We start from the raw sequence: 20,344 nt of genomic DNA, 5'->3' as shown, positions 1-20,344 counted from the left end.
ACCGTAATTATGATTCGGGCAGTTCTATTCCAGCCCGGCGACACCAATCGCGCAAGGGGGTGAGCACATCATGCTTCAGTGCCGTCGCGAGATGGCGGAGCGTCCGCGGCATATGCTTCAGATAGCCTGGCTTGCCATCCCGCTGCAAGAGCCGAACCCAAAGGCCGGCGAGTTTGCAGTTGCGCTGCGCCGCCATGATCGCCCAGGCCTTCAGGAACGTCGGCTCGTCGAAGGCTCCGAGTGCGCGGCGGAGCGTCACGTAATCCAGCATCAACTGGTCGGCCAGCGCCTTTGGGATATCCACCCGCGCGTCCTGGACGATCGAGGCCAGGTCATAGGCGGTCGGGCCGATCATCGAATCCTGGAAATCGATCAGGCCGACGCGCCGGACGCCCGATTCATGCGGCCGCCAGATGATATTGGGCGAATGGAAATCGCGCAGCAGCAGGTTCTTCTCGACGCCGTCGAGTTCGCGGATGAGATTGTCCCAGATCTCCAGGTATTCCTGCCGCTCCTCGTCGGTCGCCGCCGTGCCGCGCTTCCAGGGTAGGTGCCAGTCGATCAGAAGCCGGGCTTCCATCTTCATCGCGGTCGGGTCGAAGTCGGGAATGTGGTGGATATGGCCGTCCCCGACCGGCAGGTCCTGGCGCATCTCGTGGCTGTGCAGGAAGGCTAGGCACACGACGCTTTCGCGGTAGCGTTCCTCGATGGGATTGCCGTCTTCGTCGACGGCCCCCTCTTCGCCGAGATTTTCGATCAGCAGGATGCCCTGGTCGTAATCCACGTGCAGCACTTCCGGCGCCGCCAGGCCCAGTTCGCGCAGGTATTCGTCGATCGCCACGAAGGGATAAGGGTCTTCGGCCAGATGCGCGACCTTGGGATAGGGCTTGCCGTCGAGAACCGGCGGCCCTTGCGCCGGGCGCGGCCAGTCCATCAGGATCAGCGTTTCGCCGTTTGCGATCGTCACGCTCTCATAGGCGCGCGTCGAAGCGTCTCCAGTGAGGAACCGCCGCCGGGCGCCGGAGTAACCATGGCTGTCGAGAAATTCCCGGATCGCCAGCACACGGCGGATACGCTGCATCTGCGTGTCCGGGGCTGTGATCGTCGCCGTCCGGCCGCTGCCGCTCTGTTCGAGCCTGAGCTGGATGCGGGCCTGCGGCAGCAGGTCGTCGGCGACCTCGGGCCATTCCACCAGGCAGATGCCGTTGGAAAGCGCCTCGTCGAAACCAAGTTCGTCGAGTTCCGAGGAATCCCCAAGCCGATAGAGATCGAAATGCGCCACCGGAATGCGCAGCTCGTAACTCTGCACCAGGGTGAAGGTCGGGCTCGGCACTTCCAGCTCGTCTTCATCAGCCAGCGCGCGCAAAAAGGCCCGGGCGAAGGTGGATTTACCGGCACCGAGATCGCCGGAAAGGGCGATCCAGTCGCCCTTCTTCAGCGCCAGCGCCATATCCGCGCCGAGGCTGATCGTTTCGGCCTCGTCGGCAAGCGTCAGGGTAAGGGCCGTCTCACCACTCATTCCGCGGCGACGGACCGCGCCGTCGTGCCGCTCGGAATGCGGCACGTAACCGTGGTTCCCTGGCCGGGCTTGCTGTCGATCGCGACATCGCCGTGATGCAGCGTCACGAAGCTTTCGACGATCGAAAGGCCGAGGCCCGCGCCCGAGCGCTTGCCGCCCTTGGCATTGGCCGAGAAGCGGTCGAACACTGTTTTCAGGATATCTTCCGGAATGCCCGGACCCTTGTCGGTCACCGAGAAGAATACGTCGCTATGGGTGCGCCAGCAGTTGAGCGTGATGGCCGATCCGTCCGGCGCAAAGTTGGTGGCATTGGTGAGCAGCTTGATGAGGATCTGCTTCAGCCGCTGCTGGTCGGCGACGATGGTGCCGAGACCGGCCGGCGCGGTGATCGCCAGCGTCACGCCGTTTTCGTGCAGCCGGTCGGCGATCTGCATGGCTACGTCGTCGAGCAGGTCGTCGATCGCCATTTCAGAATAGTTGAGCTGCATGATCCCGGCATCGACGGTCGCCAGATCGAGGATGTCGTTGACGATCGTCAGGAGAACCGACGACGACGTCGAGATATGGTCGATATATTCCGACTGCCGCTCGTTCAACGGACCAATGCCCGGCGTCTTCAGGAGATCGGTGAAGCCGATGATATTGGTCAACGGCGAGCGTAGTTCGTAGGAGACGTGCTGGACGAAATCGTTCTTGAGCTCGTCTGCCTTCTGCAGCGCCTCGTTCTTTTCTTTAAGCGCCCGTTCCGCCCGCGCGCTTGCCGTCATGTCGACGAATGTGAGCATCGTCTGGGCGTTCGGCAGCGGCGTCACGGCATAGTCGAGGATCAGGCCGGAATAAAGCTCGAACGTCCCCTGCAGCGAGGGGCGCTCGTCGTCGAAATTGGTCAGCATCTGGCCGAAGCGGCGCCAGCCATCCTGCTTGTCGTAAGATGGTGCGCAGGCGGTCTCGATCGCCTTGATATGCGTGCCCGGCTTGGATTCCTCGGCGGTGATGCCCCAGAGCGCCCGGAAGGCGGGGTTGGACAGGCGGATGCGCCCGTCCGGTCCGAAGACGGCGACGCCTTCGGACAGATGGTCGATTGTTTCGCCCTGGACCTGGACCAGCGTATTGTAACGGGTCTCGAGATCCACCTGTTCGGTAAGGTTCTCGAACACCCAGGTTGCGCCGCCCTGCGGATGGGCGGTGGCGATCACGCGCAATGTCTGGCCATTCGGCAGGTGCCAGAGGTCGGTCTGGGTGTTGGGAGATTGATAGACGGACAAGGCCGCGTCCTTCCAACTCCGCCAGCTGAGCTGCTCCGGCAGCTTGCCTTCGCTGCGCAATTTATCGAGCAGCTCGCTATTGTCCGGCCTGGAATCGAGGAAGGGCAGGGTGAACCCCCAGAGCTGCACGAAAGCCTGGTTGTAGAACTGCAGCCGGCGCTCGCCGTCGAAGATGGCGACAGGCGTTGCCAGATGGTCGAGCGTTTCGGCGTGGCTCTTCAGCGTCCGCTTCAGTTCCTCGCGCACGGCTTCCACCTCGGAAACGTCGACCGCCAAGCCTGCCGAACCGCCGGGTATGACGACGTCGACGACGTCGAACATGGTCCGGTTTCCGTGCACGACCGTGGATATCCGGTCATGGAAAGGCGAGGTGGAGGTTGCCGCCGACCTGATCTTTTCGCGTGCGATCGAGCCCAGAAATTCGCGGCCGTCCTCGAGCGCCTGCGCAGGCGTCGGAGCCTCCACGGCATCGCCATAGGCGTGGTTCACCCAGGTGAGCCTGCCCTGCGAATCGCGGCGCCAGACCGGGTGCTCGATGGCGTCGAGCAGCGAATGGAACATCATGATCGAGTTCGTCAGCCGCTCGCGCTCGATCTTGAGCTCGGCCAGTTCGGCGCGCAGGTTGTTGAGTGCGATGAAGCGGACGAAGGCCTTGCCGCCTGAAACGCGGCCCTGCACTTCCAGAATCTCGTCGCGGTTGGTCTCGACGACCATGTCGAAGGAGCGGGCTTCGACCCGCAGCAGTTCGACGGATTTTTCCAGTTCGCTGGCCGAACTGCCGCGCATCCAGCGGCCGAAGGCGAGAAATTCGCGGTCCTGCTGCGGTGCGCCGGTTTCCACCGGCAGCTGGCCGAGGAATTCAGGCTTCGAGGAACCGCTTTCCCACACGACGATCCGGCGGTTCTTGTCGGCGATCAGGGCTTCGAACTTGGAAATCCGCTGCTGCGCATCGGAAAGGGCGCTGCGCATTTCCTGGGTTTCGGCTTCCATGTTGCCGCGCTGACGCACCAGCCAGATGGCGGAAAACAGGGCGGCACCAAGCGCGCCCATCACCAGCGATGAAACGATGACTTCCGTCGAGGAAAACAGGCGGACGGCTGCATCGCCTGACTGCTGCGCAAGCGCTGCGGTCGCGAGCCCTGAAAGGGCGGTGCCCGAAAGGAAAGCGCTGCCGAATAGCGCCAAGCGGCGAAGTCTTCCAACGGTCGCATTATCGTCCGGTGTCCCCGAAACGAAACGCAAAGCCGGAGCGTCCGCTCCGCCGCAAAGGGGATCGGCCCGTTCTGACGAGCTCATTTTTTTTACCGACATATCCGGTCTGTCTCCGTCCAATTGCCGCTCATCGACAAGACATACCACTCCGCGCCTTGCCCGTAGCCGGACGGCTCCCAATCACATGGTGGGAACGTGACGATGGCCGAAAACCGCTGGTGGCTTTCGGCATCACGCTCCAGGGAAGGCGCGAATCAAGTTCTAGAACAATACTTGCTTAGGGAATCGCCGGGAAGGGATGCGCCCAAAAAAGAAACCGCGACCTTTGTCAAGGCCGCGGCTACCATATCTTGTGGATTGACCGGCTATTGATTAGTACCGGTAGTGTTCAGCCTTGAACGGTCCCGTCTGCGAGACGCCGATATAGGCTGCCTGCTCGTCGGAGAGTTCCGTCAGCTTCACGCCGAGCTTGGCGAGATGCAGGCGGGCGACCTTCTCGTCGAGGTGCTTCGGCAGGATGTAGACGTCGTTCTTGTACTCGCCCTGCTTGGTGAAGAGTTCGATCTGGGCGAGCGTCTGGTTGGTGAACGAGGCCGACATCACGAAAGACGGATGGCCGGTGGCGTTGCCGAGGTTGAGCAGCCGGCCTTCCGACAGAAGGATGATGCGGTTGCCCTTCGGGAACTCGATCATGTCGACCTGCGGCTTGACGTTGGTCCACTTGAGGTTCTTGAGCGCGGCGACCTGGATTTCATTGTCGAAGTGGCCGATATTGCCGACGATCGCCATGTCCTTCATCGCGCGCATATGGTCGATGCGAATGACGTCCTTGTTGCCAGTCGTGGTGATGAAGATGTCGGCGCTGTCGACGACGTCTTCGAGGACGACGACTTCAAAGCCGTCCATGGCGGCCTGCAGGGCGCAGATCGGATCGACTTCGGTGACCTTGACGCGGGCGCCGGCGCCGGCGAGCGAAGCGGCCGAACCCTTGCCCACGTCGCCGTAACCGCAGACGACAGCAACCTTGCCGGCCATCATCACGTCGGTGCCGCGGCGGATGCCGTCGACCAGCGATTCCTTGCAGCCGTATTTGTTGTCGAACTTCGACTTGGTGACCGAATCGTTGACGTTGATCGCCGGGAAGGGCAGCAGGCCCTTCTTGGACAGTTCGTAGAGACGGTGCACGCCCGTGGTGGTTTCTTCGGTAACGCCCTTGATTGCGTCGCGCTGCTTGGTGAACCAGCCCGGCGATGCCTTGAGGCGCTTCTTGATCTGCGCGATGAGAATTTCTTCTTCTTCCGAGGTCGGGTTAGAAAGAACGTCTTCGCCGGCTTCGGCGCGGGCGCCGAGCAGGATGTACATGGTGGCGTCGCCGCCGTCATCGAGGATCATGTTGGTGAGACCGCCATCGGCCCACTGGAAGATCTTGTCGGTGTAATCCCAGTATTCCGTCAGGGACTCGCCCTTGACGGCGAAGACCGGGATGCCGGCGGCAGCGATCGCCGCAGCAGCATGGTCCTGGGTCGAGAAGATGTTGCAGGACGCCCAGCGGATTTCTGCACCGAGGTGCTGAAGTGTCTCGATCAGAACGGCCGTCTGGATGGTCATGTGGAGCGAGCCGGAGATACGGGCGCCCTTCAGCGGCTTGGTGGTGCCGAATTCTTCGCGGCACGACATCAGGCCCGGCATTTCGGTCTCTGCGATGTCGAGTTCCTTGCGGCCGTAGGCGGCAAGATTGATATCCGCGACGACGTAATCCTTCTCAGTGCTCATAAAGCTCTCCATGTTCGGTGGTGCCCTCTCCGGCGGGGGTACGCCGGACGTGGCAAGACCCGCTTAGGCCAAGCGGAAACTGGCCAGCGGTTTAGCAGGCTTCCGGCAAGCTGGCAACGGGATATAAAGAAGTCTTTATATGTTTATGTCAGGGAAAGGTTAAGTGGCGGCGGGCGGGTCAGGCTTCTTCGCCGAACTTGTTGGCGACGAGCTGTTCCAGCGCGTTCAACGCTTCCTCGGCCTGATGGCCTTCGGCTGAGACCTCGATCGAGCATCCCGTGCTGGCGGCGAGCATCATCAGGCCCATGATCGAGGTACCGCCGACGGTCGTTCCGTCTTTGGAAACGGTAATCCGCGCATCGAAGGTTTCCACCATCTGCACGAATTTGGCGGAGGCGCGCGCATGCAGTCCACGCTTGTTGACGATCAGGAATTCACGGGAAGAGGGGGATGACATCCGGTCTGGGTTCTCATTTGCCGCTGAGGACGCGGCTTGCGACATTGATGTATTTGCGGCCGGCTTCGGAGGCCTCGGCGAGCGCCTTGTCCATGTTGTTGTCGCTGCGCACGCCGGCAAGCTTGATCAGCATCGGTAGGTTCATGCCGGCAATCACTTCGATCCTACCGCTTTCCATGACGGAAATGGAAAGATTGGAGGGCGTGCCGCCGAACATGTCCGTCAGGATGATGACGCCATGGCCTTCATCGGCATTGGTGACGGCATCGACGATATCCTGCCGCCGCTGATCCATGTCGTCCTCGGGACCGATCGATACGGTTTCGATGAATTTCTGAGGCCCGACGACATGCTCCACCGCATGACGAAATTCCTCAGCCAGCTTGCCATGGGTGACAAGCACTAGTCCGATCATGAAAACTGCCCCCTGCTATGGAAACTCGGCGCCAATATCGCATTGCAATAAGGCGGTCCAGCGGTGGGATGCCATCTTCTCCAAGTAGACTCGAAGTTCAAGTTAAAAAATCAGGCTTCAGGGTGATCAAAACGGCATCTCGGCGTGAAAATCAGACGCGACGCCGCCAGAACCGCCAAAGGGTCCGCTGCGCCGCGCCATATCCGGACGAGCGGGAGGTCGCCGAGACCGGGGATCCGGAAGCGTTCGTTTTCCGGCGGAAGCCTTTCATCTTCAGGCAGGGAGATGATCTCGACCGCGAGGTCCAGCGCCGCGGCGGAGACGCTTTCGACACGGGCGATGCCGCTACCGCGCAGTTCGATGAGGCCGGCGATCGGTTCCGGCCGGGTGGCGAGCAGATGATCGCCGTGGCGCGAGACGAGCACCTGATCGTCGGCCACCAGGGCCGCGAAAGCGCCCTGGCGCCGGGCCGCAGCGATACAGGTAAAGGCGAGCATGGATTTGCCGCTGCCGGACGGGCCGGTGAAGAGGAGACCCTTGGTGCCGATGACGATCGCGGTCGCATGGATATTGACCGGCGTCGTGCTCATTGGTCTTCGCCGCCCGGCAGCGACAGCGTGAAGCGCGCCCCCGTCACAGCATCCGTCTTGGCGTCGTGCACGTTTTCCGCCTTCAGCGAGCCGCCATGGGCCTCGGCGATCTGCCGGCTGATAGACAGGCCGAGACCGGAATTCTGGCCGAAACTCTCGCCGTCCGGCCGGTCCGTATAAAAGCGTTCGAAGATGCGGTCGATATCCTCCGCCTGGATGCCGGGACCGTTGTCCTCCACCGTCACGATCACCCGGTCCCTGGTGTGGGAGAGCCGGATGGTAATGCGGCCGCCCTTCTCGGGCACGAAGGATCGCGCGTTCTCGATGAGGTTGGTGATGATCTGCCCGAGGCGAAGATCATGGCCGTTGACCAGGAAGGCCGACCGGTTGCCGGCCTTGTTGTCCACGGTGAGACTGATCTCCACCGGCTTGCGGCCGCTGCGGATCTGCCTCGAAATATCGACGAGATTGCCGAGCAGGTTTTCCATGTCGACGGGGGTCGAATCCGAGCGGGCAAGCTCGGCGTCCAGCCGCGAAGCATCGGAAATGTCGCTGATCAGGCGGTCGAGGCGGCGCACATCATGGAAGATGATTTCCGTCAGGCGCTGCTTCGACTCCTCCGACTTCGCCAGCGGCAGGGTCTCGACGGCGCTGCGAAGCGAAGTCAGCGGGTTCTTGAGCTCATGGCTGACATCGGCCGCGAAACTCTCGATCGCATCAATGCGGTCGTAGAGCGCGTTGGTCATCTCGCGAAGCGCGATCGAAAGATTGCCGATTTCATCCTGGCGATAGGAGAAGTCCGGGATTTCTTCGCGCTGCTTGGCGCCGCGCCGCACGCGGATTGCAGCTGCCGCCAGCCGCCGGAGCGGATTGGCGATGGTCGACGACAGCAGCAGCGACAAGAGGATGTTGACCAGCGTCGCGACGCCGAAGACGCGCATGATCGCCAGCCGTTCCGCATGCACGATCTTGTCGATGTCGCCGGCCTGGGTCGACAGAAGAAGCACGCCGAGCACGGCGCGGAAACGCTGGACCGGCACGGCGACGGAAACGATCAGCTCGCCGCGGTCGGTGACGCGCACGAGCGCACCCCGAACCCCGGTCAGCGCGTTCATCACCTCCGGATAGATCGAACCGTCACCGCCAGGCGCTTCCTTGTAGACCGGCAGGTTGCCCGGCTGCAGCAGGCGGTTGATGAGGCCCGCAAACCATTCGCTCCAGGTCTGCGCTTCGTTTTCCACCGGCGGCAGGTCGAAACGTAGCACCTGTCCGCGCGAATAGAGATGGCGGGAATCGAGCAGCAGGTTCGCGTCGGCATCGAAAATCCGGGCGCGGGTGCGGGTCGGCGAAATCAGCCGCCTCAGAACCGGCGCGACGCGCTCGGGATCGATCGGAAAATCGAGGTCCTCGTCGTTCGGCACCGGCGTAATGCTCTGGCCGGCCTGCAGTTCGAGGAGTTTCTGGGGGTCGATGGTGATCGAGTTGGTATCGACCGAGGCTGAGGCGGAAATCGCGCCGGCGATGATCTCGCCCTGGGTCAGCAGGCTCTCGACGCGGGCGTCGATCAGCCCCTCGCGGAACTGGTTGAGGTAGAGAATGCCGGCGACCAGCACCACCGTCGCGGCGATATTGAAGAACAGGATGCGGCGGGTGAGGCTCGAAAAGACCGCGTGGCCGAACACCCGCCGAATGAGCGTGAAGGGACGCGACCAGAACTTCCGCGGCGCGCGGCGTGTCCCAGCCTTCTCCATTCGGGCGATATTGCTGTCGAATGTTTGATCTGCCACTGCAGTCCTTCCACCGGGCCAGCTTAGCGCTGGTCCGGCCGTGGCCTCAAGTTAACCTTTCGCAAGGGTCAAGCCGACTCGCGGAATCGATAACCCACGCCATAAAGCGTTTCGATCATATCGAAGTCGTTGTCGACCATCTTGAACTTCTTGCGCAGCCGCTTGATGTGGCTGTCGATGGTGCGATCGTCCACATAGACCTGCTCGTCATAGGCGGCGTCCATCAGCGCATCGCGGCTTTTGACGACGCCGGGCCGCTGGGCCAGGGAATGCAGGATCAGGAACTCGGTCACCGTCAGCGTCACCGGCTCGCCCTTCCAGGTGCAGGTATGGCGCTCCTGATCCATGGCAAGCTGACCGCGTTCGAGGGTGCGGGCCGCCTGCTGATCGGCTGCCATCTTGGCCCCGGCACCGCCGGCGGCTTGTGCCTCGCGGCTGCCGGCGCGTCGCAGGATCGCCTTGACGCGCTCCACCAGAAGACGCTGCGAGAACGGCTTGGTGATGAAGTCATCGGCGCCCATCTTCAGCCCGAACAGTTCGTCGATCTCTTCATCCTTGGAGGTGAGGAAGATCACCGGCAGGTCGGACTTCTGCCGCAGGCGGCGCAGAAGCTCCATGCCGTCCATGCGCGGCATCTTGATATCGAAGATCGCCAACTGCGGAGGGCGGGCGATCAGCCCGTCGAGCGCGGAAGCACCATCCGTATAGGTCTCGACCTTGTATCCTTCTGCCTCGAGTGCAATCGACACCGACGTCAGGATATTGCGGTCGTCGTCTACGAGCGCGATTGTCTGCATGCTCTCCATCTCCGTCATCATCTATGCGCATCTCCTGGAAATCACCCCAGCCAGGCGGCATCAGCCGACGCGCTTCTTGAGTATAAAGGTGGAACAAATTGTGGCAAAGATAAAGGGGACGCTGACGATCGTGCGTTTTGGCAATGGAGTTTAAGATAGCGCGGATGCGGATTGAAACCTTTATTAAACCGATTTAAAGAGGAATAAAATTTTTTAAATCGATTAAATAATTGATATTATTAAAGAATTTGCAAAGGGCCTCTTGCCCTTTTAGAAATCTGTCATTAATTTCGCGTCAGTCCCCACGGCAAGCTGAAGGAGTGCGCGCATGGAGGAGTTTGGACTTCACAACCCGTCCAAGGGTTTAGCGGCGATCGGTCTCGGCGGTGTATCGCGTGTTTATTACAATTCGTCCGAGGTTGAACTTTACGAAGAAGCAATCCGCCGCGGTGAAGCCGATCTGACGATCGACGGCGCCCTCCGCGCCGTTACCGGCCAGCACACCGGCCGCTCCCCCAAGGACAAGTTCATCGTCCGCGATGCCGGCACCGAGAAGCGTGTCTGGTGGGGCAGCGACAACAAGCCCATGAAGCCTGAACACTTCGAAGTCCTGAAGCAGGACATGCTCGCCCATGCGGCCGGCAAGACGCTGTTCGTCCAGGATCTGGTCGGCGGCGCCGATGCCGAATATGCGCTTCCGACCCGCGTCGTCAGCGAATTCGCCTGGCACGCCCTCTTCATCCGCAATCTTCTGATTCGTCCGGATCGCGCCACGCTCGAAAGCTTCGAAGAAAAGCTGACGATCATCAACCTGCCGAGCTTCAAGGCGGATCCCGCCCGCCACGGCTGCCGCACCGAGACCGTGATCGCCTGCGATTTCACCAATGGCCTCATCCTGGTCGGCGGCACCTCCTATGCTGGCGAAAACAAGAAGTCGGTCTTCTCCGTGCTCAACTACTTCCTGCCGGAACAAGGCGTCATGCCGATGCACTGCTCGGCCAATGTCGGCCCGGACGGCGATACCGCGGTGTTCTTCGGCCTGTCCGGCACCGGCAAGACCACGCTGTCGGCCGATCCGAACCGCACTCTCATCGGCGACGATGAGCATGGCTGGGGTGAAAACGGCGTCTTCAATTTCGAAGGCGGCTGCTATGCCAAGGCCATCAATCTTTCGGCCGAAGCCGAGCCGGAAATCTATGCGGCGACCCGCCGTTTCGGCACGGTGATCGAAAACGTCGTGCTCGACGGGAACCGGGTTCCGGATTTCAACGACGATTCGCTGACCGAGAATACCCGCAGCGCCTATCCGCTGCATTTCATCCCGAATGCATCGAAGACCGGCATGGCACCGCAGCCGAAGTCGATCATCATGCTGACCGCCGATGCCTTCGGCGTCATGCCGCCGATCGCCAAGCTGACGCCGGAACAGGCGATGTACCACTTCCTCTCCGGCTACACCGCCAAGGTCGCCGGCACGGAAAAGGGTGTCACAGAGCCGGAAGCGACGTTCTCGACCTGCTTCGGCGGTCCGTTCATGCCCCGTCATCCGGCCGAATACGGCAACCTGCTCAAGGAACTGATCGCCCGCCACGGGGTCGATTGCTGGCTCGTCAACACCGGCTGGACCGGCGGCGCTTACGGCGTCGGCCGTCGTATGCCGATCAAGGCGACCCGCGCCCTCCTCAGCGCTGCGCTCGATGGCAGCCTGAAGAACGCCGAGTTCCGGACCGATCCGAATTTCGGTTTCGCGGTGCCGGTCGCCGTTGAAGGCGTCGACAATGCGATCCTCGATCCCCGCTCGACCTGGGCGGATGGCGCCGCGTTCGACGCCTATGCCAAGAAGCTCGTCTCGATGTTCATCCAGAACTTCGGGCAGTACGAAGACCACGTCGACAGCAAGGTGAGAAGCGCCGCTCCGGTCATGCTTGCCGCCGCCGAATAATTTCTGCGTCTAGGGATCCACGTGAAACCGCCGGCCTTTGCGCCGGCGGTTTTCTTTTGGGCGGCTTTGTGGGAAACATGCCGCCAGAAACAGGCGTTTAGAGACCCATGGCCAGCAATCCCCTTGTCGTCAACAACCGCATCACCATCGCCGGATGGGAACTGACGGAACAATTCGTGCTGGCGGGCGGGCCGGGCGGCCAGAATGTCAACAAGGTCTCCACGGCGGTCCAGCTTTTCTACGACATCGTCAACACGCCGTCCCTGCCGGAGCGGGTGAAGGAAAACGCCATCAAGCTCGCCGGAAAACGGGTGTCGAAGGATGGCGTGCTGATGATAGAAGCGAACCGGTTCCGCAGCCAGGAGCGCAACCGGGAGGACGCGCGCGAGCGGCTGAAGGAACTGATCCTCAAGGCGGCCGAACCGCCGCCGCCGCCACGCAAGAAGACCAAGCCGACCAAGGGCTCGGTGGAGCGGCGGTTGAAGGAAAAATCCGGCCGCTCGGACGTCAAGAAGATGCGCGGCCGGCCAAGCGGCGACTAACAGCGGAGATTGATCTTTGGCGACGCTTGCGAATGGCATCAGGCACCTTCCCGACTATCTGGATCGACCGGCGCAGGAGCATCTGGTCGAACTGATACGAGACGTCGTGGCCGAGGCACCGCTCTACACGCCCGAAATGCCCGGCACCGGCAAACCCATGTCGGTGCGCATGACCAATTGCGGCCCCCTCGGCTGGGTAACGGACAAGGACCAGGGGTATCGATACCAGTCTTTTCACCCGCTGACGAAAAAGCCCTGGCCCCCGATGCCACGGGATCTGCTCGATCTCTGGGAAAAGCTCGGCGATCATCCAAAACCGCCGGAAGCCTGCCTGATCAACTTCTATTCCGACGACGCCAAGATGGGCCTGCATCAGGACCGGGACGAGAACGATCTGGCCGCCCCCGTTCTCTCCGTCTCGCTGGGCAACAGCTGCCTGTTCCGGGTCGGTGGCCGCAACCGGCAGGACCCGACCGGCTCTTTCCGGTTGGCGAGTGGGGATGTCGTCGTGCTGGGCGGAGAGGGGCGTCTCGCCTTCCACGGCGTCGATCGCATCTATCCGGGTACGTCGACGCTGCTGAAGAACGGCGGACGCATCAACCTGACGCTCCGCCGCGTGAACAGCTGACGATTTAATTCAATAGCCGACGATCGATCGCCTACAGTTTCCGCAGTTCGACTGTTTCGACCAGATGATTGCGACCCTTGCGCAGGATGAGGTCCGCCCGGGGCCTGGTCGGCAGAATGTTCTGGCGCAGGTTCTTCAGGTTGATGTTTTCCCACAATCCCTCGGCAACGGCGCGGGCCGCATCCGCATCGATCGCCGCATATTTCTTGAAGAACGAAGTCGGATCGCGGAAGGCGGTCTGGCGCAGCTTCATGAAGCGCTGGACGTACCAGTTGTGGATCTGCTCTTCGTCGGCATCGATATAGATCGAGAAATCGAAGAAGTCCGAGACGATCGGCACGATCTTGCCGTCGGCCGGCAGCGCCCGTGACTGGAGGACGTTGATGCCTTCGAAGATCAGGATGTCCGGCCGGTCGACCAGCGTGTATTCGTCCGGCAGAACGTCGTAGGTGAGATGCGAGTAACGCGGCGCCTTGACGTTCGGTTCGCCGGCCTTGATCGCCGACAGGAACCGCAGGATGGTGCCTATATCGTAGCTTTCCGGAAACCCCTTGCGCTCCATCAGGTTCTCACGGCTCAGCACGGCGTTGGGGTAGAGGAAACCGTCGGTGGTGATGAGATCCACTTTCGGGCTCGACGGCCAGCGGGCGAGCAGTTCCTTCAGGATACGTGCGGTGGTCGATTTGCCGACCGCGACCGAGCCCGCAATGCCGATGATGAAGGGCGTCTTGGTGATGTCGGAAAGGCTCAGGAAACGGTTGCGCTGCTGGAAGAGCCGTTGCGTCGCCTCCACATGCGTCGACAGCAGGCGCGACAGCGAGAGATAGATGCGCCTGACTTCATCGAGATCGATCGGGTCGTCCAGCGAACGCAGCCTCTGCACCTCGTCGGCGGTGAGCGTCAGGGGCGTGTCTGCGCGGAACTTCGCCCATTCATCCGCACTGAAGCGGTGATAGGGCGAGTAATATTCCGCATTCGAGCCGGTTTCGAGCTCAGGCGTCTCGGCGGGCTGGGAAACGATGTTCATGATGTCGGCCGGCTTGCCTTTTCTTGAAGGCCGGACTGGCCGGTCCTTCGCTGGAGTTCGTCGAGCACATCCTGCAACGGTACCGCCGCAATATTCAAGACGACCAAAAGATGATAGAGAAGATCGGCGCTTTCCGCAGTCAGATTTTTGCCGTCGTGCTTGATCGCGGCGATCACCGTTTCGACGGCTTCTTCGCCGAGCTTCTTTGCGGCCTTCTCCTGGCCGGCAGCGACCAGTTTTGCCGTCCAGGACTCCTCCGGCGATGCCTTGGCCCGCTCGGCGACGATCCGCTCGAGGTCGATCAGGGAAAATTCACTCATAACATTCTCTCCGACCGCTCAATCGAGCCGCATGGCAATGCCGTGCTCTGCCATATAGTGCTTTGCCTGACCGACCGTATAGGTCCCGAAGTGGAAAATCGATGCGGCCAGCACCGCCGTCGCGTGGCCCTGCTTGATGCCGGCGACCATGTCGTCCAGGCTTCCGACCCCGCCCGACGCGATGACCGGTGCCCTGACGCTGTCGGCGATCATCCGCGTCAGCTCCAGATCGTAGCCGCTCTTGGTACCGTCCCGGTCCATGGAGGTGACGAGCAGCTCGCCGGCGCCGCGCTCGACCATCTTGACCGCGAACTCGACGGCATCGATGCCGGTCGCGTTGCGGCCGCCATGCGTATAGATCTCCCAGGCACTCAAATTGTCGCCACCGACGGCTTGGGAACGTCGCCGCTTGGCGTCGATCGACACGACGATGCACTGGTTGCCGAACTTGTCGGCGGCCTCAGCCACGAAGTCCGGATTGTTGACCGCCGCCGAGTTGATCGCGACCTTGTCGGCGCCGGCCAGCAGCAGCTTGCGGATATCGCCGACGGCACGCACGCCGCCGCCGACGGTGAGCGGCATGAAGCAATGGTCGGCCGTGCGGGCGACGACGTCGAAGATCGTCTCGCGATTGTCGGAGGAGGCGGTGATGTCGAGGAAGCAGAGTTCGTCGGCACCGGCGGCGTCATAAGCTTTTGCAGCCTCTACGGGATCGCCGGCATCGATGAGGTCGACGAAGTTGACGCCTTTCACGACGCGGCCGTCCTTGACGTCCAGGCAGGGGATGACGCGGGCTTTGAGGGTCATGCGGCACGTCCTTCTCTGGAGCGGATCAGGGCCAGCGCTTCCTGGGGATCGATGCGGCCGTCATACAGCGCACGGCCGGAAATCGCGCCTTCGAGCCGGGCCGCATCCGGCTCCAGCATGCGGCTGATATCGTCGAGCGAGGCAAGTCCTCCCGATGCGATGACCGGAATGGAAACGGCATCGGCGAGTTCCAGCGTCGAGGCCCAGTTGATTCCGGCCAGAATGCCGTCGCGGTCGATGTCGGTATAGATGATCGCCGAAACGCCGGCGCCTTCGAATTTCTTCGCCAGTTCGATGACGCCGAGCTCTGATGCTTCCGCCCAGCCTTCGACCGCGACCTTTCCGCCCTTGGCGTCGATGCCGACAGCGACCTTGCCGGGAAACTGCTTGCAGGCCTCGATGACCAGCGCCGGATCGCGCACCGCGACGGTGCCGAGGATGACGCGGGCGAGCCCGCGCGACAGCCAGTTTTCGATATGGTCGAGCGTGCGGATGCCGCCACCGAGCTGCACGGGGTTCTTCGTGGCCTTGAGGATGGCGTCGACGGCAGCGCCGTTGACGCTTGTTCCCGCGAAGGCGCCGTTCAGGTCTACCACATGCAACCACTCGAACCCCTGGTCCTCAAAGGCCTTGGCCTGGGCTGCGGGATCGGGATTGTAGACGGTGGCCTGGTCCATGTCGCCGAGCTTGAGGCGCACGCACTGGCCGTCCTTCAGGTCGATTGCAGGAAAGAGGATCATGTCTTCGGTCCTTGAGAGTTCGCGCGAGCTCAGGGCTTCCAGCGCAGGAAATTGGAGATGAGGGCAAGCCCTAGTGTCTGGCTTTTCTCAGGGTGAAACTGGGAGCCCGCCACATTGTCGCGGCCGACGAACGCGGTCATCGAACCGCCGTACTCGGTGGTTGCGATCACGTCGCTGCGGTGCTTGGCCGCCAGATGGTAGGAATGCACGAAATAGGCGTGCAGGCCGTCCGACCCGGTCGGGATGCCGTCCAACAGCGGGTGGGGGTGATGGATATCGAGCGTGTTCCAGCCGATCTGCGGGATCTTGAGGCTGGGATCGCTCGGGGTCATCTCGACGACGTCCCCTTCGATCCAGCCGAATCCGTCGGTGGTCGTCTTTTCAAGCCCGCGCGACGACATCAGCTGCATGCCGACGCAGATGCCGAGGAAAGGGCGGCCCTTGTGCTCGACGACGTCGAGGATGGCTTCCCGCATGCCCGGCACGGCGGCGAGGCCGGCGCTGCAGTCCGCGTAGGCGCCGACGCCCGGCAGCACGATACGGTCGGCGCTAGCGACGGCCTCGGCCTTGTCGGTCAGGTCGATGACCGCGTCGATGCCGGCTTCCCGGGCAGCACGCTCAAAAGCCTTGGTCGCGGAACGAAGGTTGCCGGACCCGTAGTCGATGATTGCGACGCGCATCAGCGCCCTCCATGTTCGAAAAGGCCCATGTGCGGGGCCTGCCATCCGGCGGCGGGCGGTTTTGCCTGTTTTGCCCACTCGGCCGAGACCGGCATTGGTTGTTGCTCCGGCTGCGGCAGGCCAGAGAAATAGATCTCCTCGGCCGTGCGCAGATCGTGGGCGGAGATCACCGTTTCCAGTGTCCAGCCGCGACGGATCAGCGCTTCGGAGCGATAATGTCGGCCCTCGAGTGCCGTGAGCAGGCTGGTGGCGAAACCAAGCAGCAGACCGGCGGTCCAGAAACCAGGAACCTGCATCAGGATGCCGCTGCCGATCTGGATCAGCAGCACCACGATTCCGGCAATCCATAGCCCATGCCAGAACAGCCAGATCCACGGAAACAACAGCGCCAGCCAGGAAAACCCGTCCCGCAGAACGAGGGTCGACTGGAGATCCCTCTCGGGTCCGCGTCGCGGGTCATTGGGCGGTGTCAGAACGAGATAGCTTCTCAAGGATTGTCTCCTCAAGCAGTCAGACCAGCATTCCCTTGGTCGAAGGAACGCGATTGGCCTGCCGCGGGTCGATTTCAATGGCGGCGCGAAGTGTCCGTGCCACGGCTTTGAAGCAGGTCTCGGCGATATGATGGTTGTTGGCGCCGTAATGGTTCAGGACATGCAGCGTGATGCCGGCATTCTGGGCAAGCGCCTGAAAAAATTCCCGCACCAGTTCCGTGTCGAACGTGCCGATCTTCGGCGCGCTGAACGCGACGTTCCAGACCAGGAAAGGCCGGCCGGACACGTCGATGGCCGCCTTGGTCATCGTCTCGTCCATGGCAAGGTCGAGCGAGGCGTAACGGGTGATGCCGCGACGGTCGCCGAGCGCCTTGGAGATCGCCTGGCCGATCGCGATACCGGTGTCTTCCACGGTATGGTGGTCGTCGATATGCAGGTCGCCGGTAACCTCGATGTCCATGTCGATCAGCGAATGTCGCGAGAGCTGGTCCAGCATATGGTCGAAAAAGCCGACGCCCGTGGAAATCCTGGCCGCGCCGGCGCCGTCGAGATTGACGGAAACGGAAACGGAGGTTTCGTTGGTCTTGCGGACGATGTTGCCCACGCGTGCGGTAGTCGTCTCACCCATCTGGGTCTGCTCCATGCGATCGATCTGCGCTCCTTATCAGGCACTACGTCAAATATCCAGCAAAAGCAGGGCAGTGGCGGCGCCATCGCATCATGAGATTGCATTCGCCCTGGACCGTCTTACATAAATGTCCAACGGGGCCGGAATGCTCTGAAACGAATGCCCGCAGGACGGGCCAACAGGTGGCTTATGACAACCATTATTACTGTTCGGAAAGGCGGCAAGGTCATCATGGCCGGCGACGGCCAGGTGAGCCTCGGCCAGACCGTGATGAAGGGCAACGCCCGCAAGGTGCGCCGCATCGGCAAGGGCGAAGTGATCGCCGGTTTCGCCGGCGCGACCGCCGATGCCTTCACGCTGCTCGACCGGCTTGAAAAGAAGCTCGAACAATATCCGGGCCAGCTGATGCGCGCCGCCGTCGAGCTCGCCAAGGACTGGCGCACGGACAAGTACCTGCGCAATCTCGAAGCGATGATGCTGGTCGCCGACAAATCGACCACGCTGGCGGTTACCGGCAACGGCGACGTGCTGGAGCCGGAGCACGGAACGATCGCGATCGGGTCGGGCGGCAACTACGCCTATGCCGCCGCGCGCGCGATGATGGATTCGGACAAGTCAGCCGAGGAGATCGCCCGCAAGGCGCTGGATATCGCCGCCGATATCTGCGTCTACACCAACCATAACCTGGTCATCGAAACGCTGGATGCCGATGGCTGACGGCGCGCCCCGCTATTCGTTTCGTGATGTCGCGGCAGAGGATTTTCCTCTGCTCGCGCAGTGGCTCGCCGAGCCGCATATTGCGAAATGGTGGGGTGGGGTCGACGAGGAACTGGCAAGCATCGAATATTCGATGACCAGCGTCGAGACCCGGCCGATGATCGCGGAACTGGACGGCAGGCCGATCGCCTATCTCCAATATTACGATCCGCATCTTGAAGAGGACCATCCCTATCGGGACCAACCGAAGGGCACGCTCGGCATCGATATCTCGATCGGCATCCCCGAACTTGTCGGCATCGGCCATGGCAGCGCGGTCATCCGCCAGCTGGCCGCTGAGCTTTTCGAAAGGGGCGCGAGAAGGATCGTCATCGATCCGGACCCGGAAAACGCCCAGGCGATCCGCGCCTACGAGAAGGCCGGCTTCCGCTACGTCGACACCAGGACATCCATATACGGTCCGGCCCATTTCATGGCGCTGGACGCAAGCCAAGAAACGGATTTGACATGAGTAACTTTTCACCCCGGGAAATCGTCTCCGAGCTGGATCGGCACATCATCGGCCAGCACGACGCCAAGCGCGCGGTGGCGATCGCGCTGCGCAACCGCTGGCGCCGTCACCAGCTCGACGAGAGCCTGCGCGACGAAGTGATGCCCAAGAACATCCTGATGATCGGCCCGACCGGCGTCGGCAAGACGGAGATCTCGCGTCGCCTGGCGAAGCTCGCGGGCGCGCCCTTCATCAAGGTCGAAGCGACCAAATTCACCGAAGTCGGTTATGTCGGCCGCGATGTCGAGCAGATCATCCGCGATCTCGTCGAGATCGGCATCGGCCTCGTGCGCGACAAGATGCGCGCCGACGTGCAGGCGAAGGCCCATATGAGCGCCGAGGAACGGGTGCTCGACGCCCTGGTCGGCGCGACGTCCTCGCCGGCTACCCGCGAAAGCTTCCGCAAGAAGCTGCGCGCCGGCGAGATGGATGACAAGGAAATCGACATCGAGGTCACTGACACCGGCGCCGGCATGCCCGGCTTCGAGATTCCCGGCATGCCGGGCGCCAATATCGGCGTCCTGAACCTGTCGGAAATGTTCGGCAAGGCGATGGGCGGCCGCACCAAGAAGGTCCGCACCACCGTCAAGAAATCCTATGGCGAACTGATCCGCGACGAATCCGACAAGCTGATCGACAACGAGGTCATCCAGCGAGAGGCTGTCCGCTCGGTTGAAAACGACGGCATCGTCTTCCTCGACGAGATCGACAAGATCGCCGCCCGGGACGGCGGCATGGGCGCCGGTGTGTCCCGCGAAGGCGTACAGCGCGACCTGCTGCCGCTGGTCGAAGGCACCACGGTCTCGACCAAATACGGACCGGTGAAGACCGACCATATCCTGTTCATTGCCTCGGGCGCCTTCCATGTCTCCAAGCCCTCCGACCTCCTGCCGGAACTCCAGGGCCGCCTGCCTATCCGGGTCGAGCTGAGGCCGCTCACCAAGGAGGACTTCCGCCGCATCCTGACGGAAACCGAGGCGAGCCTTATCCGCCAGTACAAGGCGCTGATGGAAACGGAAGAACTGACGCTCGACTTCACCGAGGATGCGATCGACGCACTGGCGGATGTCGCCGTGCACCTCAACTCTTCGGTCGAGAATATCGGTGCCCGCCGGCTGCAGACCGTGATGGAACGGGTGCTCGACGAAATCTCGTTCAACGCCCCCGATCAGGGCGGCACGGCGGTGACGATCGATGCGGAATACGTTAAGAAGCATGTCGGTGACCTTGCCGCCGACACCGATCTGTCGCGCTATATTCTCTGAGCGGGCAATCGTGGCAGCCGGGCAACGTCCGGCTGCTCATTTGCCGGCGCTGACGGGATTTTGAACGCCCGCGTCTCGACACGGTCCTTGCGCCTCGCGTAAGGGAAGCGCGTTTTCATGGAAATATCCGGCGCTTGAGTGAGTCGGTTTGGAATGGCTTTCAGCATCCCGTGCCGGAGAACGGCATAGTCG

At 62.1% G+C, this 20,344-nt stretch carries 21 protein-coding genes; 6 read left to right on the top strand and 15 right to left on the bottom strand.

The window, feature by feature from the left end:
- Nucleotides 1-7: 7 nt before the first annotated feature.
- From tsaE to chvI, 8 genes are all read right to left on the bottom strand, one after another.
- Nucleotides 8-1,519, bottom strand: a complete 1,512-nt coding sequence (tsaE, locus tag C5J26_RS28325; protein ID WP_105404837.1) for a tRNA (adenosine(37)-N6)-threonylcarbamoyltransferase complex ATPase subunit type 1 TsaE — start codon at nt 1,517-1,519, stop codon at nt 8-10.
- Nucleotides 1,516-4,095, bottom strand: coding sequence for a PAS domain-containing sensor histidine kinase (locus C5J26_RS28320; protein WP_245441307.1), 2,580 nt, complete (start codon nt 4,093-4,095; stop codon nt 1,516-1,518). Before C5J26_RS28320 ends, tsaE begins: the two co-directional genes overlap by 4 nt.
- Before the next feature lie 273 nt (nt 4,096-4,368).
- On the bottom strand, nt 4,369-5,769 hold the full coding sequence (gene ahcY / locus C5J26_RS28315; RefSeq protein WP_105404803.1) for an adenosylhomocysteinase: 1,401 nt from the start codon (nt 5,767-5,769) through the stop codon (nt 4,369-4,371).
- Nucleotides 5,770-5,947: 178 nt separating this feature from the next.
- On the bottom strand, nt 5,948-6,226 hold the full coding sequence (locus C5J26_RS28310; RefSeq protein ID WP_105404802.1) for an HPr family phosphocarrier protein: 279 nt from the start codon (nt 6,224-6,226) through the stop codon (nt 5,948-5,950).
- Between the two features lie 13 nt (nt 6,227-6,239).
- The gene (locus C5J26_RS28305) at nt 6,240-6,641 is read right to left on the bottom strand and encodes a PTS sugar transporter subunit IIA (protein WP_037086324.1); all 402 of its coding nucleotides are present in this window, start codon (nt 6,639-6,641) and stop codon (nt 6,240-6,242) included.
- Nucleotides 6,642-6,751: 110 nt separating this feature from the next.
- Nucleotides 6,752-7,231, bottom strand: coding sequence for an HPr kinase/phosphorylase (locus C5J26_RS28300; RefSeq protein ID WP_105404801.1), 480 nt, complete (start codon nt 7,229-7,231; stop codon nt 6,752-6,754).
- Nucleotides 7,228-8,982 carry a sensor histidine kinase gene (locus C5J26_RS28295; protein WP_245441309.1) on the bottom strand — a complete coding sequence of 585 codons (1,755 nt, stop codon included), beginning with the start codon at nt 8,980-8,982 and terminating at the stop codon, nt 7,228-7,230. The genes C5J26_RS28300 and C5J26_RS28295 overlap by 4 nt, the downstream gene beginning before the upstream one ends.
- Before the next feature lie 104 nt (nt 8,983-9,086).
- Entirely contained in the window at nt 9,087-9,815 is a 729-nt protein-coding gene (gene chvI / locus C5J26_RS28290) for a two-component system response regulator ChvI (RefSeq protein WP_105404799.1), read from the bottom strand.
- A gap of 328 nt (nt 9,816-10,143) precedes the next feature.
- Here chvI and C5J26_RS28285 point away from each other — a divergent pair, with 328 nt between their 5' ends.
- The 3 genes from C5J26_RS28285 (at nt 10,144) to C5J26_RS28275 (ending at nt 12,927) form a co-directional block, all read left to right on the top strand.
- Nucleotides 10,144-11,757 carry a phosphoenolpyruvate carboxykinase gene (locus tag C5J26_RS28285; RefSeq protein ID WP_105404798.1) on the top strand — a complete coding sequence of 538 codons (1,614 nt, stop codon included), beginning with the start codon at nt 10,144-10,146 and terminating at the stop codon, nt 11,755-11,757.
- 107 nt (nt 11,758-11,864) lie between these two features.
- Nucleotides 11,865-12,299, top strand: a complete 435-nt coding sequence (gene arfB, locus C5J26_RS28280; RefSeq protein ID WP_105404797.1) for an alternative ribosome rescue aminoacyl-tRNA hydrolase ArfB — start codon at nt 11,865-11,867, stop codon at nt 12,297-12,299.
- A 16-nt stretch (nt 12,300-12,315) separates the two neighbouring features.
- Nucleotides 12,316-12,927 carry an alpha-ketoglutarate-dependent dioxygenase AlkB gene (locus C5J26_RS28275; protein ID WP_105404796.1) on the top strand — a complete coding sequence of 204 codons (612 nt, stop codon included), beginning with the start codon at nt 12,316-12,318 and terminating at the stop codon, nt 12,925-12,927.
- Nucleotides 12,928-12,958: 31 nt separating this feature from the next.
- Here C5J26_RS28275 and coaA read toward each other — a convergent pair whose 3' ends face one another.
- From coaA to hisB, 7 genes are read right to left on the bottom strand one after another with little or no spacing between them, the layout of a single operon-like run.
- Nucleotides 12,959-13,954 (bottom strand): type I pantothenate kinase, encoded by a 996-nt coding sequence (coaA, locus tag C5J26_RS28270; RefSeq protein WP_105404795.1) that lies wholly within the window; start codon nt 13,952-13,954, stop codon nt 12,959-12,961.
- Nucleotides 13,951-14,274: a phosphoribosyl-ATP diphosphatase gene (locus C5J26_RS28265; RefSeq protein ID WP_105404794.1), complete on the bottom strand. Its 324-nt coding sequence runs from the start codon at nt 14,272-14,274 to the stop codon at nt 13,951-13,953. The genes coaA and C5J26_RS28265 overlap by 4 nt, the downstream gene beginning before the upstream one ends.
- Nucleotides 14,275-14,292: 18 nt before the next feature.
- On the bottom strand, nt 14,293-15,081 hold the full coding sequence (hisF, locus tag C5J26_RS28260) for an imidazole glycerol phosphate synthase subunit HisF (RefSeq protein WP_105404793.1): 789 nt from the start codon (nt 15,079-15,081) through the stop codon (nt 14,293-14,295).
- Complete coding sequence (gene hisA, locus C5J26_RS28255) at nt 15,078-15,821, bottom strand: 1-(5-phosphoribosyl)-5-[(5-phosphoribosylamino)methylideneamino]imidazole-4-carboxamide isomerase (protein WP_105404792.1); 744 nt, start codon at nt 15,819-15,821, stop codon at nt 15,078-15,080. The genes hisF and hisA overlap by 4 nt, the downstream gene beginning before the upstream one ends.
- 29 nt (nt 15,822-15,850) lie before the next feature.
- Nucleotides 15,851-16,501 (bottom strand): imidazole glycerol phosphate synthase subunit HisH, encoded by a 651-nt coding sequence (hisH, locus tag C5J26_RS28250; RefSeq protein ID WP_105404791.1) that lies wholly within the window; start codon nt 16,499-16,501, stop codon nt 15,851-15,853.
- Nucleotides 16,501-16,992 carry a DUF2628 domain-containing protein gene (locus tag C5J26_RS28245; RefSeq protein ID WP_172746145.1) on the bottom strand — a complete coding sequence of 164 codons (492 nt, stop codon included), beginning with the start codon at nt 16,990-16,992 and terminating at the stop codon, nt 16,501-16,503. The genes hisH and C5J26_RS28245 overlap by 1 nt, the downstream gene beginning before the upstream one ends.
- A gap of 19 nt (nt 16,993-17,011) precedes the next feature.
- Nucleotides 17,012-17,620 carry an imidazoleglycerol-phosphate dehydratase HisB gene (hisB, locus tag C5J26_RS28240; protein WP_046668209.1) on the bottom strand — a complete coding sequence of 203 codons (609 nt, stop codon included), beginning with the start codon at nt 17,618-17,620 and terminating at the stop codon, nt 17,012-17,014.
- A 189-nt stretch (nt 17,621-17,809) separates the two neighbouring features.
- On the opposite strand from hisB, the gene hslV reads away from it, so the two are divergent.
- The 3 genes from hslV to hslU are packed head-to-tail and all read left to right on the top strand — an operon-like array spanning nt 17,810 to nt 20,152.
- Nucleotides 17,810-18,337 carry an ATP-dependent protease subunit HslV gene (gene hslV / locus C5J26_RS28235; protein ID WP_038547464.1) on the top strand — a complete coding sequence of 176 codons (528 nt, stop codon included), beginning with the start codon at nt 17,810-17,812 and terminating at the stop codon, nt 18,335-18,337.
- On the top strand, nt 18,324-18,848 hold the full coding sequence (locus C5J26_RS28230) for a GNAT family N-acetyltransferase (protein ID WP_105404789.1): 525 nt from the start codon (nt 18,324-18,326) through the stop codon (nt 18,846-18,848). Before hslV ends, C5J26_RS28230 begins: the two co-directional genes overlap by 14 nt.
- Nucleotides 18,845-20,152, top strand: a complete 1,308-nt coding sequence (hslU, locus tag C5J26_RS28225) for an ATP-dependent protease ATPase subunit HslU (RefSeq protein ID WP_105404788.1) — start codon at nt 18,845-18,847, stop codon at nt 20,150-20,152. The genes C5J26_RS28230 and hslU overlap by 4 nt, the downstream gene beginning before the upstream one ends.
- Nucleotides 20,153-20,344: the final 192 nt, after the last annotated feature.

Source organism: Neorhizobium sp. T7_12, from assembly GCF_002968535.1.
Classification (GTDB): domain Bacteria; phylum Pseudomonadota; class Alphaproteobacteria; order Rhizobiales; family Rhizobiaceae; genus Neorhizobium; species Neorhizobium tomejilense.
The sequence above is the reverse complement of the archived record's forward strand: the minus strand, read 5'-3'. Positions and strand labels throughout refer to the sequence as shown.